At 38.5% G+C, this 15,802-nt stretch carries 19 protein-coding genes; 16 read left to right on the top strand and 3 right to left on the bottom strand.

Annotated features, from left to right (window positions below; genetic code table 11):
• The first annotated feature begins 69 nt into the window (after window positions 1–69).
• The 11 genes from CWB78_RS00095 to CWB78_RS00045 all read left to right on the top strand — a co-directional run bounded on the left by CWB78_RS00095 (window position 70) and on the right by CWB78_RS00045 (window position 10,596).
• Window positions 70–459, top strand: a complete 390-nt coding sequence (locus CWB78_RS00095) for a hypothetical protein (RefSeq protein ID WP_138593885.1) — start codon at window positions 70–72, stop codon at window positions 457–459.
• Between the two features lie 136 nt (window positions 460–595).
• Complete coding sequence (locus CWB78_RS00090; RefSeq protein ID WP_138593871.1) at window positions 596–982, top strand: hypothetical protein; 387 nt, start codon at window positions 596–598, stop codon at window positions 980–982.
• Window positions 983–1,107: 125 nt separating this feature from the next.
• Window positions 1,108–1,497, top strand: coding sequence for a hypothetical protein (locus CWB78_RS00085; protein ID WP_138593870.1), 390 nt, complete (start codon window positions 1,108–1,110; stop codon window positions 1,495–1,497).
• A gap of 113 nt (window positions 1,498–1,610) precedes the next feature.
• Entirely contained in the window at window positions 1,611–1,925 is a 315-nt protein-coding gene (locus CWB78_RS00080) for a hypothetical protein (protein WP_008466158.1), read from the top strand.
• An 84-nt stretch (window positions 1,926–2,009) separates the two neighbouring features.
• A complete protein-coding gene (locus tag CWB78_RS00075) occupies window positions 2,010–2,534 on the top strand; it encodes a GNAT family N-acetyltransferase (RefSeq protein ID WP_249930359.1) in 525 nt (174 codons plus the stop codon).
• 180 nt (window positions 2,535–2,714) lie between these two features.
• Window positions 2,715–3,677 carry a protein kinase family protein gene (locus tag CWB78_RS00070; RefSeq protein ID WP_171040276.1) on the top strand — a complete coding sequence of 321 codons (963 nt, stop codon included), beginning with the start codon at window positions 2,715–2,717 and terminating at the stop codon, window positions 3,675–3,677.
• A 133-nt stretch (window positions 3,678–3,810) separates the two neighbouring features.
• The gene (upp, locus tag CWB78_RS00065) at window positions 3,811–4,443 is read left to right on the top strand and encodes a uracil phosphoribosyltransferase (protein WP_008466150.1); all 633 of its coding nucleotides are present in this window, start codon (window positions 3,811–3,813) and stop codon (window positions 4,441–4,443) included.
• Window positions 4,444–4,452: 9 nt separating this feature from the next.
• Entirely contained in the window at window positions 4,453–5,691 is a 1,239-nt protein-coding gene (locus tag CWB78_RS00060) for a uracil-xanthine permease family protein (RefSeq protein WP_055011979.1), read from the top strand.
• Between the two features lie 148 nt (window positions 5,692–5,839).
• Window positions 5,840–7,579 (top strand): HAD-IIB family hydrolase, encoded by a 1,740-nt coding sequence (locus CWB78_RS00055; protein WP_138593868.1) that lies wholly within the window; start codon window positions 5,840–5,842, stop codon window positions 7,577–7,579.
• Window positions 7,572–8,792 (top strand): glycosyltransferase family protein, encoded by a 1,221-nt coding sequence (locus CWB78_RS00050; protein ID WP_008115311.1) that lies wholly within the window; start codon window positions 7,572–7,574, stop codon window positions 8,790–8,792. Before CWB78_RS00055 ends, CWB78_RS00050 begins: the two co-directional genes overlap by 8 nt.
• A gap of 25 nt (window positions 8,793–8,817) precedes the next feature.
• On the top strand, window positions 8,818–10,596 hold the full coding sequence (locus CWB78_RS00045) for an alpha-amylase family glycosyl hydrolase (RefSeq protein WP_138593867.1): 1,779 nt from the start codon (window positions 8,818–8,820) through the stop codon (window positions 10,594–10,596).
• Window positions 10,597–10,663: 67 nt separating this feature from the next.
• Here CWB78_RS00045 and CWB78_RS00040 read toward each other — a convergent pair whose 3' ends face one another.
• Complete coding sequence (locus tag CWB78_RS00040) at window positions 10,664–11,743, bottom strand: ABC transporter substrate-binding protein (protein WP_138593866.1); 1,080 nt, start codon at window positions 11,741–11,743, stop codon at window positions 10,664–10,666.
• A gap of 133 nt (window positions 11,744–11,876) precedes the next feature.
• Here CWB78_RS00040 and CWB78_RS00035 point away from each other — a divergent pair, with 133 nt between their 5' ends.
• A complete protein-coding gene (locus CWB78_RS00035) occupies window positions 11,877–12,266 on the top strand; it encodes a cytochrome b562 (protein WP_054201221.1) in 390 nt (129 codons plus the stop codon).
• A 9-nt stretch (window positions 12,267–12,275) separates the two neighbouring features.
• On the top strand, window positions 12,276–12,662 hold the full coding sequence (locus tag CWB78_RS00030; protein WP_138593865.1) for an OsmC family protein: 387 nt from the start codon (window positions 12,276–12,278) through the stop codon (window positions 12,660–12,662).
• 50 nt (window positions 12,663–12,712) lie between these two features.
• Here the strand turns inward: CWB78_RS00030 and ykgO are convergent, their stop codons facing one another.
• A complete protein-coding gene (gene ykgO / locus CWB78_RS00025) occupies window positions 12,713–12,847 on the bottom strand; it encodes a type B 50S ribosomal protein L36 (protein ID WP_004586489.1) in 135 nt (44 codons plus the stop codon).
• Window positions 12,844–13,110, bottom strand: coding sequence for a type B 50S ribosomal protein L31 (locus tag CWB78_RS00020; RefSeq protein ID WP_008463845.1), 267 nt, complete (start codon window positions 13,108–13,110; stop codon window positions 12,844–12,846). Before CWB78_RS00020 ends, ykgO begins: the two co-directional genes overlap by 4 nt.
• 231 nt (window positions 13,111–13,341) lie before the next feature.
• On the opposite strand from CWB78_RS00020, the gene CWB78_RS00015 reads away from it, so the two are divergent.
• From CWB78_RS00015 to CWB78_RS00005, 3 genes are all read left to right on the top strand, one after another.
• On the top strand, window positions 13,342–13,611 hold the full coding sequence (locus CWB78_RS00015; protein WP_010388978.1) for a hypothetical protein: 270 nt from the start codon (window positions 13,342–13,344) through the stop codon (window positions 13,609–13,611).
• A gap of 277 nt (window positions 13,612–13,888) precedes the next feature.
• Window positions 13,889–14,695: an alpha/beta fold hydrolase gene (locus CWB78_RS00010; protein ID WP_010388977.1), complete on the top strand. Its 807-nt coding sequence runs from the start codon at window positions 13,889–13,891 to the stop codon at window positions 14,693–14,695.
• A 5-nt stretch (window positions 14,696–14,700) separates the two neighbouring features.
• The gene (locus tag CWB78_RS00005; protein WP_138593864.1) at window positions 14,701–15,609 is read left to right on the top strand and encodes a GGDEF domain-containing protein; all 909 of its coding nucleotides are present in this window, start codon (window positions 14,701–14,703) and stop codon (window positions 15,607–15,609) included.
• The last annotated feature ends 193 nt before the right edge of the window (window positions 15,610–15,802 follow it).

The following is a 15,802-nucleotide window of genomic DNA, read 5'->3' as shown; positions in this document are numbered from 1 at the left end:
CAAAACGCTCCCATGAGCACCTGTTGTAAGGTGTTATATGAAATTAGGAGAGAATTTATGTTGAGAAGGATGTCTTTGATATTGCTGGTTTGTACATTCGGTGCCCATTCAGGTGAGGAGGTACTTTCCATTGATAGAGTTGTACCTAATAGTTTTGATTTGGCCTTTCCAAACGAATCAAACATTCAGCCAGAGCAGAGTGATTTTAGTGTAAATAACTTTGTATTAATGAGTAATGATTCTGGTGAGCGTTGGGCGGTAGTAACTTTGACTAATATGGCATCAGGTCGAAGAAGTCTAACTAATAAACACCTAATGGCTATCGTTGCAGACGGGCAACGAATTGCACCATTGGAGTTTTTACAATCATTCAAAGCAGATGAGACACTATCGTTAACCATCAACTTTGGTGAAAGTAAGTTTCCTTTGCTATCAATCTATTCAAGGTCTGGCAAATAACAAACACATCAAAATGCTCGCAATCTCGCTAGGATATCAAAACTACACGGGGATTGAGTTTGGGCTTGGCCAAGTTTAACTAAATCGCCGTTACGTTTTAGCCCTTTATACGGGCTTATTTGCACAAGGAGGCAAAGTGAATATCAGACATATTTTATTACTCGTTATCATCTTATTTATATCTGGTTGTACTACGTCAGGCCAGCTTTATTATATTGATGCTAAAGGTAATGAGAAACTTGGTTGTGATGTAGAATTTGTAGGTATGCCAAGTGTTGATAAATTTGCTGTTGAATATGCTTTAAGCCTTTGCGCTAAAAGCATTGTTAAAAAAGGCGGCGTTATTCAGGAAAAACACCTTTTAATGGTTGATACAGCTATCCCCTTAGCTCCATGTGAAAAGGCTTGGACTCACGAATTAGCTAAGCAACAATATCAGGCTAAAAAGTTAACTAAGAAAGAGTATGGCTATATTGTTGCAAATATAGATTTAGGTTTAGCAACAGTCAACAACTGTACATAACAGGCGCTTTAAGCGCGGAACTGCTAACAGTTGACTCAGCTTCGTTACATACACTTTAGCCAACAATTATCAGCCCATTATGCGGGCTTTAGGTTTTTATCAAAATATGGAGTTTTATTCTAATTATGGAAGAATCAGTTCAAGTCGAAAATAATGAAGATAGTATAGAGAAATCTCGAAGTGTAGAAAAAAATAAAATCCAAAATGAAACTATTACAACAGAGCTACATTTTGAGTTGTTAAAACAGTATGCATGGCTATCATCAGCAATAATAGGTGCTGTTGTTATACTTATTCAATTAAAAGTACTTTCCTTAGGCTCAAAGGTTTATATTCCTTTAGGTTGTTTTTGTTTTTCAATTCTTAACTCTTTAATTGCTCAAGACTATATAGTTGAGTCATTAACAAAAGGTAAAACTATTTATGATATCTCTAAAAAAGTCTATATATTACGCAACTTCTCTATATTTGGTTTAGGGGTTGGCGTAGGGTTACTTGCTTATAGCTTTATTTAGACAACAAACACATTAAGCAGGACAAAACAGTTGGCTTTTGTTTCTACGTCGCTTATTTTAACCAACTATTTTATTGCCTCTAATGGGGTGTTAAATACCTAAATGGAGTTTAGATGAATATTCAAGTTTTTAGACCAAAACAATTTGTAGATATGGCGAGAGACTATAAGTTGTTTGCGGATGACGTAGAAGTTGCCACTATAAAAAGAGGGGTTACGCAAACAGTAAACATCCCTGATTCAACTAAAACTATTCAAGCGAAAATAGATTGGTGTTCAAGCCAAACTTTTCCTGTAGCCTCAATTACTGACAAAGGAATTATTATTAAAAATTCTTTTGGTAGTAATATATTCAAATTGCTTTTTTTAACTATTTATTATGTCAGTTTCGGTAAAAGCAAATACTTATCGGTAACAAACGGTATTTAGCATGATCATCAAACGGACAATGCTCTTCCCCCGTTCTAGTGAACACATCCTCATCAATTTAATTAACAATTTTAAGTCTGTTGTTTGGCGAAAGGATTAGAGGTTCATATGGTGTTTGAAAAACTGGCTAAACATCATGCAAGTCAACTGTTAGATTTTGAATTAGAAAATAAGCAATGGTTTGAAACGCTAATTGAGCCTAGAGCTAAGTCGTTTTATTCAATAAAAGGTGTTACCGAGCACATTGATTTATTAATTAATCAAATGAATGAAGGCACTGGTTATAGTGGGGTATTACTTCAAAATAACATTATAGTTGCACGAGCAAATATTAAGGACGTCTCAAATAATGAAGCGTTTGTTGGCTATCGTGTGGCTGAAGCTTTTACTTCTAAGGGGGCTGCTAGTTTTTGTTTGTCACAGCTTATAAATATTGCTCAAAGTAAATTTAATATTACTCAGCTGAAAGCGTTGGTCTTGGAAAATAATCCCGCATCAATGCGTGTACTAAAAAAATTTGGTTTTCAAGCCATAAATACAAATGTAAACGCTATAACTATAAATGGTAGGCGACTAAGTTGTATAGAGTTCTGTGCAAAATACGCATGACAAGCTGCTTTTTGTGGTATGACTAATTTGGCCATCCATTCAAAAACTAGCATTCGTTTTTTATATACTGGTTTGCTTAAAACCATATGAACTTATTTATTAAGAGCTTTGTTTTAAGACCTTTTATTTAAAACACTGTCTAATGTTAAACTAACTAAAATTTAGCAACCTAATATGGCTATGTCTTTTTATCTTCCGTTACTTACCCCGTATTTTGAACGTATAGCCATTGGCGAAATCCTAACTTCACTTTGGAGCGACTGTGGCCAAATTGTGAAGTGCCAACTTGATGAGCAAGCCTGTGTGATTAAAGCGATTAAAGTACCCGATCACATTAATCACCCTAAAATTAAACAAAGCAACTTTGCACTGACTAGGAAGCGTGACTCTTATCACGTTGAATATACGTTTTATAAGCAATTTAGCCATAAATTGCCTAAGCAAGCAGCAAGTATTGAATGCATTAAAGCAATCAACAAGGGCGATGAGTTTGCCTTGGTTTTTAAAGATTTTTCAAAGCAGGGGTACAGCCAAGCAACCACCGAGAATATAAAAGCCATATTAAACTGGTTGGCACATTTTCATGCCTTTCATTTAAATGCCTTTCATTTAAATACAAAGTTTGATGGTTTATGGGCGCAAGGAAGCTATTGGCATTTAGATACACGCCCTGATGAATTTAATAACTTACCTGAAAAGTCCGATATTAAACAGGCTGCATCACTGTTAAACGGCGCATTAGAGCAGTGTGATTATAAAACGTTAATTCATGGTGATGCCAAGCTTGCTAACTTTGCCGCTAATAGCCAAGGGCATATTCTCGGTTACGATTTTCAATATGTGGGGGCGGGTGTTGGGGTGATTGATGTAATGTATTTTATGACCAGCTGTATGGATGATTCTGAGCTTCATAAATACGCACAGAACTACCTTGATTATTATTTTAGCCAATTGAAGCAAGCTCTGAGTGACTATCAACCGCACATTAATGCTGATGATGTTGTTACACAATGGACTCATTTATGGCCAGTGGCGTGGGCAGACTTTTATCGGTTTTTACTTGGGTGGAGCCCCGAGCACAAAAAAGTTAACAGCTACATGCACGCTCAGGTAAATAATTGGTTAGCCAGTAACAACTCATAAACACAAAAATATTTATAGTTGTGGCTAAATTAAATATTTTGGCACGAACTATGAAATCAAGGCTAAAATTAACAGTCAAACGGCCTGTTTTAATATAAAATACGTCAAATTTTTTATCACTAGGTTTATTACTATGGCTATTCACGTTATTTCTCATCCCCTTGTTCAACATAAGTTAGGTTTAATGCGCGCGCATGGAATTAGCACGAAAAGTTTTCGTGAGTTGTGTTCAGAAGTGGGCACATTATTAACTTACGAAGCCACTAAAAACCTAGAATTAGAAGATAACGAAATTACAGGCTGGGACGGTAATAAACTTAAAGTTGAGCACATTAAGGGTAAAAAAATTACCGTGGTGCCAATTTTACGTGCGGGCCTTGGTATGATGGACGGCGTAATGTCGTTACTCCCAGCGGCTAAAGTGAGTGTAGTGGGTTTAGAGCGTAATGAAGAAACTCTTGAGCCAGTTCCCTACTTTGAAAAACTAGTGGGTAATATTGATGAGCGTTTAAGCTTAGTGATTGACCCAATGCTGGCTACTGGTGGTTCTATGATCGCCACCATTGATATGCTTAAAAAAGCGGGCTGTAAAGAAATTAAAGTAATCGTACTGGTTGCTGCACCTGAGGGCGTTGAAAAAACATTAGCCGCTCACCCTGATATTGAGATTTTTACTGCCTCAGTTGATAGCCATTTAAATGAAAAAGGTTACATCATCCCAGGGCTTGGCGATGCAGGTGACAAAATTTTCGGTACGGTTTACTAAGGTTTAGCAGTGCAAAATAATTCTACATTTTCTATAAAAACCATTCTAACCGGTGCCCAAATGCTATTTGTTGCATTTGGTGCATTGGTACTAGTGCCTATTTTAACCGGCCTAGATCCTAGCGTAGCCTTGTTTACCGCTGGTTTAGGTACTTTGTTGTTTCAGTTTGTGACTAAAGGCCAAGTGCCTATTTTTTTAGCTTCGTCATTTGCGTTTATTGCACCCATTATTGCCTCAGTACAAATGTGGGGTATACCCGCCACTATGGGTGGTTTAATGGCGGCGGGCTTTACTTATATGCTATTAAGTTTATTGGTGAAGTTTAAAGGTACAAAAACCTTACATAAAATTTTGCCGCCAATTGTGGTAGGCCCAGTGATTATGGTAATTGGTCTAGCGCTTGCGCCTGCAGCGGTTAATATGGCCATGGGTAAAAGTGGCGATGGTGGCACACAAATTATTGCCTACGACAGCGCTATTATTATCTCTATGTTCTCATTGCTCGTTACTTTAGTGTTTGCCGTGTGGGGTAAAGGGGTATTTAAATTAATACCTATTTTAGCCGGTGTTGTTGCCGGTTACACGCTATCGTTATTTATGGGTATAGTGCAATTTGAAGCCGTAAGTAATGCACAGTGGTTAGCTGTACCAAACTTTGTGTTACCAGAGTTTAAGTGGCAAGCCATATTATTTATGGTGCCGGTGGCAATTGCGCCTGCTATTGAACACATTGGCGACATGATGGCAATTAGCCAAGTTACAAAAAAAGACTATTTGAAAAAACCAGGACTACATCGCACCTTATTTGGTGATGGTTTAGCCACGTCTGCCGCATCCTTATTTGGCGGCCCACCTAATACCACTTACTCAGAGGTAACTGGTGCGGTAATGCTTACTAAAAACTTTAACCCTAAAGTAATGATGTGGACTGCCATTATCGCAATTTGCTTAGCATTTGTTGCTAAAATGGGCGCTAGTTTGCAAACCATTCCGGTGCCAGTAATGGGCGGAATAATGATTTTATTATTTGGCTCTATTGCGGTTATTGGTTTAAACACCTTAGTTAAATCGGGCGATGACTTAAGTGAACCGCGTAATTTAAGTATTGTGGCACTCATTTTAATTTGTGGTATTGGTGGTATGTACATAGGTAGTAGTGAGTTCAGCCTAGAAGGTGTGAGCTTGTGTGCTATTTTAGGCATAGTATTAAACTTAGTATTACCCAAAGCACAGAGCAACCAGAGTTAAATTTGCACTGTGGCTAAAAATATTGCACCAAAAAAGCGCATTTTAAATGCGCTTTTTTTTTAACCTACTAAAAAGTAACAATAAATAATATTGGTCTAGTAACTGCATTTCCTTAGTCATACCCTATAGTTGACTCAGGGATTGTTATATGGAGACCAAGAGTGTGGATATAAATGCTTTTTTAGTAAAACACCAATTGCCGTTGAAATATCAGTATATTAGCGAGCAGTATTTTTCTGCTATTGCGCAGGACATTCTAACCAGTAAAAAAACAGCCCCTATATTTGTCGCAATTAATGGCTGCCAAGGCTCAGGAAAAACCACACTTGGTGATTATTTAGTAACTTGGTTTAGCCAAAATACCCACCTAAACTGTGTTGCGCTTTCTATTGATGACTTTTATTTATCAACTCAAAAACGCCAACAGTTAGCGCAAGACGTGCATTGTTTATTCGCCACTAGAGGCGTTCCGGGTACACATGATGTTGCGCTGATGGATAACACCATTAGCCGTTTATTAAATACTGAAGTAAATGTACCGCTGCCGCGTTTTGATAAGCAACAAGATGAACCCGTAGCAAAAAATAAATGGTTAACTAATAGTCAGCCGGTCGATGTTGTTATTTTAGAAGGGTGGTGTGTAGCCAGTGAACCACAGCAGCCTTTTACTTTAGTTGAGCCTATTAACGAGCTAGAAAAATCATACGATCAACAAGGGTTATGGCGTCGCTGTATTAACAGCTGTTTAGCCAATGAATATAAAACCGTTTTTGATAAAATCGATTACACAATTATGCTCAAAGCCCCGAGTTTTGATGATGTGTTTGCGTGGCGCCAAGAGCAAGAACACAAGTTAATTGCCAAACAAGGGCAGGGCGCAGGCACTATGACTGATGAGCAGTTATTGTGGTTTATTTCTCATTTTGAACGCATCACGCGTGAAAACCTCAACACCCTTAGTGCTAAAGCAAATGCACTTATAGAGCTCGATAGTAATCGAGATGTAACTGCGATGGTGCTTACAAGCGATAGTATTGTACAACCTATCATTTTTACCGATTTAGATGGCACATTACTCAATCACAGAGATTACAACACCGATGCGGTAGATACCTTATTACAAGAGCTGCAATACAGCGGTGTACCTGTGGTATTTAATACCAGCAAAACATTTAGTGAAGTAGTGGCACTGCAACAAGCGCTTAATATTACACAGCCTTTCATTGTTGAAAATGGCTCGGCTGTTTATATTCCTAAAAATTATTTTAATCTCAGGCCAATTGGCTGCAGCGAATACCAAGGCTACTGGTGTTACTCGTTTGCTGCACCCATTAGTAATTTATGGACTGATTTAAAACGCTTAAAAAAAGACTACGGCGACCAATATAGTTTGTTTAGTGAGCTGACCAGTGAGCAGGTAATGAAAATGACAGGATTAAACCAGCTACAAGCAACGCAAGCACAAACCCGTCAATACTCAGATCCGCTCTACTGGCATGGCGATGAGCAGCAACTAAATGAATTTATCAATGCGCTATCAGTATATGGCTACGAGGTTAAAGTAGGCGGGCGCTTTGTTCACATTGGAAAAAATACCGATAAAAGCATGGCTCAGCAATGGTTAGTGCAGCAGTTTAATACGCAGTTTACTAAAGCGCTGAGCATTATTGCGCTAGGGGATAGTGAAAACGATAAGCAAATGCTAGAAGAGGCTGATATCGCCATCATCATTACCAATCCAGAGAGTAAAAAGCCAGTTAAATTAACCTATAACAAAGCGCGCTATTCTCAATTGCCGGCACCGCTAGGCTGGGTTGAAGAAATTACAGCACTACCTTGTATTAACAGTATTTTACCCAGTTCTGAGGAGTATAGTTTACATGGCTGATTTTTATCAAAATGGCATTATTACAACACTACATAACATTGCCAATAGACCCGTAGACGATTTAGAAAAAGAGTTACTTGGCTTTAGTAAACAGCGACCAATGGGGCTTATATTGCCTTCATTATTTAGTGAGTTAGAAGGCCCTGCTTTACAAAATATTGTTAAAGAGCTGCAACAAGTACCGTATTTATCGCAAATAACTATAGGCTTAGACAGAGCCGACGAAAGCCAGTATCGCTATGCATTGAACTTTTTTAAATCGCTCGATCAAAACCATAAAGTGTTGTGGAACGATGGCCCACGTTTGCAGGCGCTCGATAAAGAGCTTCAAGCTTTAGGTGTGGCGCCACGCGAGCTCGGTAAAGGCCGTAATGTGTGGTATTGCATGGGCTATAAACTCGCTACCGCGGAGGTTGAGTCAATAGCACTACATGATTGCGATATTTTAACTTATGACCGAGGCTTATTAGCGCGATTAATTTATCCCGTTGCACATCCTCGATTTAACTATGAATTTTGTAAAGGCTTTTACCCGCGTACTGCCAATGGAAAAATAAATGGTCGAGTATCGCGTTTACTGGTTACTCCGTTATTACGCTCGTTTAAAACCATATTAGGCAGCAGAGACTACCTTGAGTATATGGACTCGTTTCGTTACCCATTAGCCGGTGAATTTTCGTTTAGACGCGATGTATTAAACGATATTCGTATTCCTAGTGACTGGGGATTAGAAATTGGCGTATTAAGCGAGATGTACCGTAATTACTCCCATAACCGCCTATGCCAAGTTGATATTGCCGATAATTACGATCATAAACACCAAGAATTATCGCTGGATGACCAAACTGCTGGCCTTTCTAAAATGTCGATTGATATAACCAAAGCGTTATTTAGAAAGCTAGCGACCCAGGGGGTTACCTTTACCAGCGAGACCATTCGCTCATTAAAAGCGACTTATTACCGCATTGGTTTAGACTTTATTGAAACCTATCATAATGATGCGTTAATGAACGGCTTAACACTTGATATTCACCAAGAAGAAAAAGCGGTAGAAATGTTTGCACAAAATATTATGAATGCTGGCCAACACTTTTTAGAAAACCCAATGGAAGCGCCATTTGTGCCGAGTTGGAACCGTGTAGCTTCGGCGATGCCCGATGTACTAGATCGATTAAAAGAAGCCGTTGAGCTTGATAACGAACAATACAGTTAAATTGGTATACTTAAACGAGGCGCCTGTGGACATAGTTAGGGAACAGTTTTTTCAACGAGTCGAACAACACTTACATACTATTTATCAAGGGGTTGAGTTACCTATGCCGGTAGCTGAGTTGGCTGAAGAATTAATCACCTTGATATTGAGTAATAACCCACTTCGAGATCCTACGCCGCACACTAATCGCTGGGATGAACAAGATATTATTTTAATTGCCTATGGCGATTCTATTATAAATCATGAAGACAGTGAGTTAGCAGTTGGAACTCCCCTAGAGGCGCCGTTAAAAACCTTGCATCGCTTTATAAAAGAGCAGTGCGATCACCAGCTTAATGCACTGCATATTTTACCTTTTTATCCGTACAGCTCAGATGAAGGGTTTGCGGTAATGAACTATGCGCAAGTTAATGAAGCGCTGGGCGATTGGCAAGATATTAACGCGATTGCCAACGATGTAAAGTTAATGGCTGATTTAGTGATTAATCATTGTTCTAGCCGAAGCCTTTGGTTTGAAAACTTTTTAACCGATACACACCCAGGAAAAGACTATTTTAAAACAGCCAGTTTAACTGACGATTTAAGCCAAGTAGTGCGCCCACGAACTTCGCCATTATTACATATGGTCGCCACAGCAAGCGGTGATAAGCATGTATGGTGTACATTTAGTCATGATCAAGTGGATTTTAATTTTGAAAACCCTGAGGTTTTAAAAGAGTTTGTTGGCATTATTCGCCACTATTTAGATAACGGTATTCGCCTATTTCGCCTTGATGCTGTGGCCTTTTTATGGAAACAACTTAATACCAGTTGTATAAACTTGCCACAAACGCATGAAGTGGTGCGTTTACTGCGAACGCTGATTGAGCATGCTGAGCCCAGTGTAGTGATTATTACCGAAACCAATATTCCTAATCAAGAAAATCTATCTTACTTTGGTAATGCCAACGAAGCCCATGCAATTTATAACTTTGCTTTGCCGCCGTTGTTATTGCACACTTTACTTAGTGGTGATAGTACCGCGCTTAAGCACTGGATGATGAGCATGCCGCCTGCGCAAAACGGTACCGCATATTTTAATTTTATAGCCTCTCATGATGGCATTGGTTTGAGGCCAATTGAAGGCTTATTACAACCGAGTGAAGTTGCTTCGTTAGTAAGTACGACCATGCAATTTGGGGGTCGTGTTTCAATGCGCACCAGTCACGATGGTACACATACCCCCTATGAGCTAAATATTGCCTTGTTTGATGCCTTACAAGGTACGCATAATGGCGCAGATAAATATGGCCTTGAGCGTTTTTTGTGTGCCCATGCCATTATGTTTGCTATGGAAGGAATACCGGGGCTATACATACATAGTTTACTTGGCACAACTAATGACTATGAGCGCTTTGAAAATTCGCAGCACAATCGCGCAATTAATCGTCATCGCTGGCAAGAATCAAAATTGTTAGCGGCGATTGAAGAAAAATATAGCCATCACCATCAGGTGTTCAAGGGAATAAAACAGTTATTATCAGTGCGTAAAAGGCAAGCAGCATTCCATCCTAATGCCACACAATTTACTTTGCACTTAGGAGAGGGGTTATTTGGATTTTGGCGACAAAGTATAGACCGCCAACAAAGTATTTTTTGTGTTTATAATATTAGCAGTCAGCCACAAAGCTTAACCTTAGCCGATTTAAACTTAATAAATACTCAGCAATGGGTTGAGTTAATTTCTAAAACAACACTCGATGACGCGCTACAAACCATGCAGTTAGCACCCTATCAAACGCTTTGGCTATCTAATAAGGCATAAATAACGCAAACAATTTACACTCAGAGTTTTAAATAAAGTAACCGCACTGTAAAGGGGCTTTACAGTGCTATTGCTCAAGCGCTAAAAGTAGATTTTCTATGGTAAATTTATGCCAGTCAGCGCGTGTTTTACTAAACTGTATAAAGTTTATTTCTGCTAGACCTGTTGTATTTATCGCCTTATATAAGGGGGTGTTTTCATCAGTAAGTGGGTCAAAAATATCAGCTGAACGATGAAGCAAAGGACTAAGCTTTGGTTGCGTATGGTTGTCGAACAGATTAACCAGAGCATAAGCACCTAACAAAACATGACCTCCTATAGATACATCAAGCTCTGAACCATTATTAGGTGGAACCTCCCAGTTAATACCGCCCACAATAACCTGAGATTGCATGTTTAGCTGTTTTAATGCCCTTTTTGCGCCAAAAGCAATGGCGTCATTTGCACACCAAATAATGTTAATTTCAGGGGCTTGATGCATATACGCCAAAGTTTTTGTAAACCCTTCTTGTTCAGACCAATTGGCAACCTCTTTAGCGATTAAAGTAACTTGCGGCGTTTGCGCTAAAAAATCCATTAACCCTTGAGTGCGCATAATAGAAGCAGGCGTTGCATAGTCGCCTAATAACGCCAATATATGTGCGCTAGTTGTTGTTTTATTGGTAAACTTTTTATAAAGCTGCTGCATCAATGATTTACCTGCAACGCGATTATTTGGGGTAATACTACCGACTATGTTAGTGCCATTTTTACGTAACATATCGAGTGACGCAGGCGAAGGGCGATTTAATAAAAAGTAAATAGGGACATGTTTACTGTCTATTTTAGAGAGGTACTTACTGGTAACATTTTTTTCGTTTACGAGGATCAGGTAATCGGGCTTATCATTTATAGCCTGCTGAATAAGCTCTTTCATTAAAATATGATTTCGGTTGGCGTATTTTATCGTTAATGTAACATCTAAATCAGTGGCTGCATTTTGCATGATTTTAGAAACATCAAACCAAAAGTTTCCGGTGCTGTTCTGTGCATTTTCCGTGTTAGAAAAACCAGGGTTAATAAATATGACTTCTAGGGCATAAGCACTATAACTACCCAACAGAAGGCAGGTAAACGTTAGCAGGCGGTATAATTTAAACAAGGACATACATTTCTCTGTAAACTTTTTAAAGCCCAATTTTATCCTTGTGGAAGTGCTCCGTATGACATCTAGGCGTTATGCTATATAATACCTCAGTAAGTTTAGTATGTATGCAACAATTATTTTTTAGGGTGTATTAATGAAAGCAGTTTTGTTGTTAATGGTATTAATATTTAGTCAAACAGTTGCCGCAAATGAAATGAGCGACTTAGAAAAGACCATGAAAAACATTGGGCTTGCTTATAAACAAAGTGTTGAAGCAACCCAGTTAGCAGAATTTAATGGCGCTATCGATGAATTTATTAAATTGATAGAGCAAAGTAAGCAAGCCAAGTTTTATAAAGAAGCTGAAAAGTCGGTGCAAGGGCTAGATAAGGTGCTTATTCAAGCCCAGTTAGCCAAAAAAGTAGCGAACGAGCAGGGGCTTGAGTCGGCAAAAAAACCACTTAAGGCGATTGATAATTTGCGCAAAAAATATCACGAATTACACGAGCCTCCAGGCTTTTTTGAATTATTGTTTGGAAAATAAGGATTAGTAATGGAAATTTCGGTTTCAATGTTAGATGGTCAAAAGTTAAGTGCTAAGTTTGGTGAGTATGAAGTTATAAGCGATCAAAGCATAAACGCTGGTGGTGATGCAGAACATCCAGAACCGTTTGACTATTTTTTAGTAAGCATGGTGTTGTGTGCTGGTTTTTATGCGCGTAAATTTTGTCAGCAAAGAGAGATCTCGACCGAGGGGATGACACTGACACAAAATAACGAAAATGTAGATGAAAACGGTAAGAAGCTTTTTTCAATCGAAATTGGCTTGCCAGAAGGTTTCCCAGCTAAATATAAAAAAGCGCTGATTGCTGCGGTGAATACATGTACCGTGAAAAAGGTTATTCAAGCAGTGCCTGAGTTTTCTGTTGTAGTTAAATAAACAGACCCTAATAATAATGCCGAGTATAAACTCGGCATTATTTTATCTTGCTATTTTTTCTTCATACCCTGCACAGCTTTAAATCTAGGGTTATCTTTACATATCACGAATACTCGCCCTTTGCGCTTTACAATTTGACAACCTGGTCGTTGTTTTGCACTTTTTAATGAACTTAAAACTTTCATTTGCTTTCCTTTTTAGCTGTAGAGAGGTTTTTAAACCGACGATTAAATTGCGCAACGCGTCCATCAGTAGCGAGCGTTTTTTGTTTGCCTGTATAAAATGGATGTGAGTCACTTGAGACATCAATAGGAACATAAGGGTATGTTTTACCCTCAATTTCTATGGTGCGATTGGTTTTAATGGTTGAACCAATAATAAAGTAAGAATCAGCTGCAGTATCATGAAAAGCAACCACATGGTAATCAGGGTGAATATTGGGCTTCATAAAACGCCTTAGCGCTATGTGATAGTATATCATTTAATTTAACGTATTTATTTTCCCTTTGCAAATCATTTTAAATAGCCTTAAACGCAGTGTAATTGCTGTGTATTTGCACAAAATAGTCAAAAAATAAGCACTTAGATCAAAAGTACTGGCTATTAGTATTTAGGCTGCTATAACTAGACTCAGCGAACAAAATAATAAGAATTTAATAACGTTAATAGAGGTAGTTTTATGAGTGACGCTCAGGCACAACAAGACCAAATCGACCAAGGAGTCATGGATACTCTCAGAGAGCGTGACCACAGTATATTGGCTAAACAAGTTGATTCGTTAGGGTGTTCTCATAACGACATCATTGAATTACTTGCTCATTATTTAGCATTAAGCGAACAAGAAGATGATGAATTATTTGACGATTGGTTTGACGCGCTTTCAAAAGAACAACACACCGTATTAAAAGTATTTGAAGTTTATCGTGGGCAGTACGAGCACCAGAACTAATCCGTTTGGTTGTAATAGCCATTTTATTTAAGATGATGCCGGCTGCTAAGGATGTAATTTAATGTTAACAAAAGTGTGTGTTTTTATCCCTAAGCAAAATAAATAATCACACTTTTTAATACAATAGTATGTACTTTATCTCTTGATGATTTTTCATCTAACTAATTGATGTATATAGCTTTGCAATGAGTTAAACTTATTTATATAAACAGTAGCCCTCACTATATTTAATAAATATACTACTTTTATTGGGTGAACAAAGAAAAGGATCATTCTAATGCCGCACTTAAATGAAATACGCAAAAGAAACAACGTCAAAATAATTGGCAAGGGTGATAAAACCTTGGTTTTGGCTCACGGATTTGGTTGTGACCAAAATATGTGGCGGTTTGTTACTCCAGTGCTTGAGCAACATTTTACTTTAGTGCTGTTTGATTATGTAGGTTCTGGTAAGTCTGATATTTCTCAATACAACAAAAAGCGTTATTCGACCCTTGATGGCTATGCCAAAGATGTACTTGAGATATGTGGCGCACTTGCTCTAAGCGATGTGACTTTTATAGGTCACTCTGTTAGCGCAACAATTGGGGCACTTGCCGCCATTGAGCAGCCAGAGTTATTTACTCAGCTTGTTATGGTTTGTCCTTCACCATGCTTTTTAAATTTACCCCCTGACTATTTTGGCGGGTTTGAAAAACAAGACTTGCATGAACTACTTAACCTGATGGATAAAAATTACATTGGCTGGGCCAATTATTTAGCACCTTTAGTTATGGGTAGTTCTCACCCTGATGAATTTATAGCCGAGTTATCGGGGAGCTTTTGTTCAACCGATCCACTGATTGCAAAAACCTTTGCAGAAGCCACTTTTTTATCTGATTATCGCGCGACGCTTAAACATATAAAACAGCCATCATTAGTTTTACAAAGTGAGCATGATGCTTTAGCGGCGCCATCTGTAGGCGAATTTGTCGCAAATGAAATACCTAACGCTACGCTCCAAGTTATAAGCGCACATGGTCATTGTATTCATATGACTCACCCAGAAACAGTCGGCCGTTCGATTATTGACTTTGTGAGTTAACCTTAATGCCACTGCATCAATTAGATGATAATAGAGTTACAGATTACTCTGCTGATTACTTTTTAAGTGGCGCATTGGTGACCAATGCGGATAACGTAATTGTTTATGTAAATACTTATTTTAAAAAGGAACTACACTGGCATTGCAATGAACTTATTGGCAAGTATATTGACAAAATCCTAACTAAATCTTCAAAAATATTTTTACAAAGTTATGTGCTTCCTACCTTAATACACGAAAAAAAATGCCAAGAAATGCAGTTAATTATGCTCAGTGCTCAGGGGGAGCGAATGGCGGTTACCGTTAATGCTCAGCTTGACGAAAAGGGGTTTATATACTGGAGCTTTTTTAATGCTACGCAGCGAGATAAACTCTACGATGAGTTGATAAAAACACGGGAAAAGCTAGAAGCACAAACTGAGCGCTTGCAATCTTTAGCGTCTACCGATGAGCTAACATCGCTATTAAACAGGCGTGAAATGGATTACCGCAGTGTTTTATTACTCGAACAAGCAAAAAGAACACACCGCTCAGTTGCACTATTAGTGATTGATATTGATGATTTTAAAAAGATCAACGATACCTATGGTCATTTAGAGGGCGACAGGGTGCTAAAAGAACTAGGCCAATGTCTTAAAAAAATAAGCAGACAAACTGATTTAGTTGCACGCTATGGTGGGGAAGAGTTTTTAATTATGCTGCCCGACACCCATAGTGCAGATACCTTAATATTTTGCCAAAGACTACACCAATTAATTGCTGAAATTAAAGTGGGCAGTGAAGGGCTAACAGTCAGTGTAGGTGCATGTATGAGTGATAGTACCAGCACGTTTACTGAGCTGTTTAAGCATGCTGATAACGCTGTTTATCAGGCTAAGGCAAACGGCAAAAACACCACTTACATGCATTCTTAATTCATGTTACTAGGGTCTGTTGACCTTTGCGGATTAAAATTTGTTCAAACTAGGGGCGGTTTAATCGCGACGCGAGGTTTGTAACCTAGTGGGCTAAGTAAAAACCGAGCAACAAAGAGTAAATTGCCCCTAGGCAGAACCCTTCGGGCAGCCCCTGTTTGGCATTGATGCTGCGTTATCGCTTATTTATGGG

Source organism: Pseudoalteromonas sp. S1612 (genome assembly GCF_005887175.1).
Classification (GTDB): Bacteria; Pseudomonadota; Gammaproteobacteria; order Enterobacterales; family Alteromonadaceae; genus Pseudoalteromonas; species Pseudoalteromonas undina.
The sequence above is the reverse complement of the archived record's forward strand: the minus strand, read 5'-3'. Positions and strand labels throughout refer to the sequence as shown.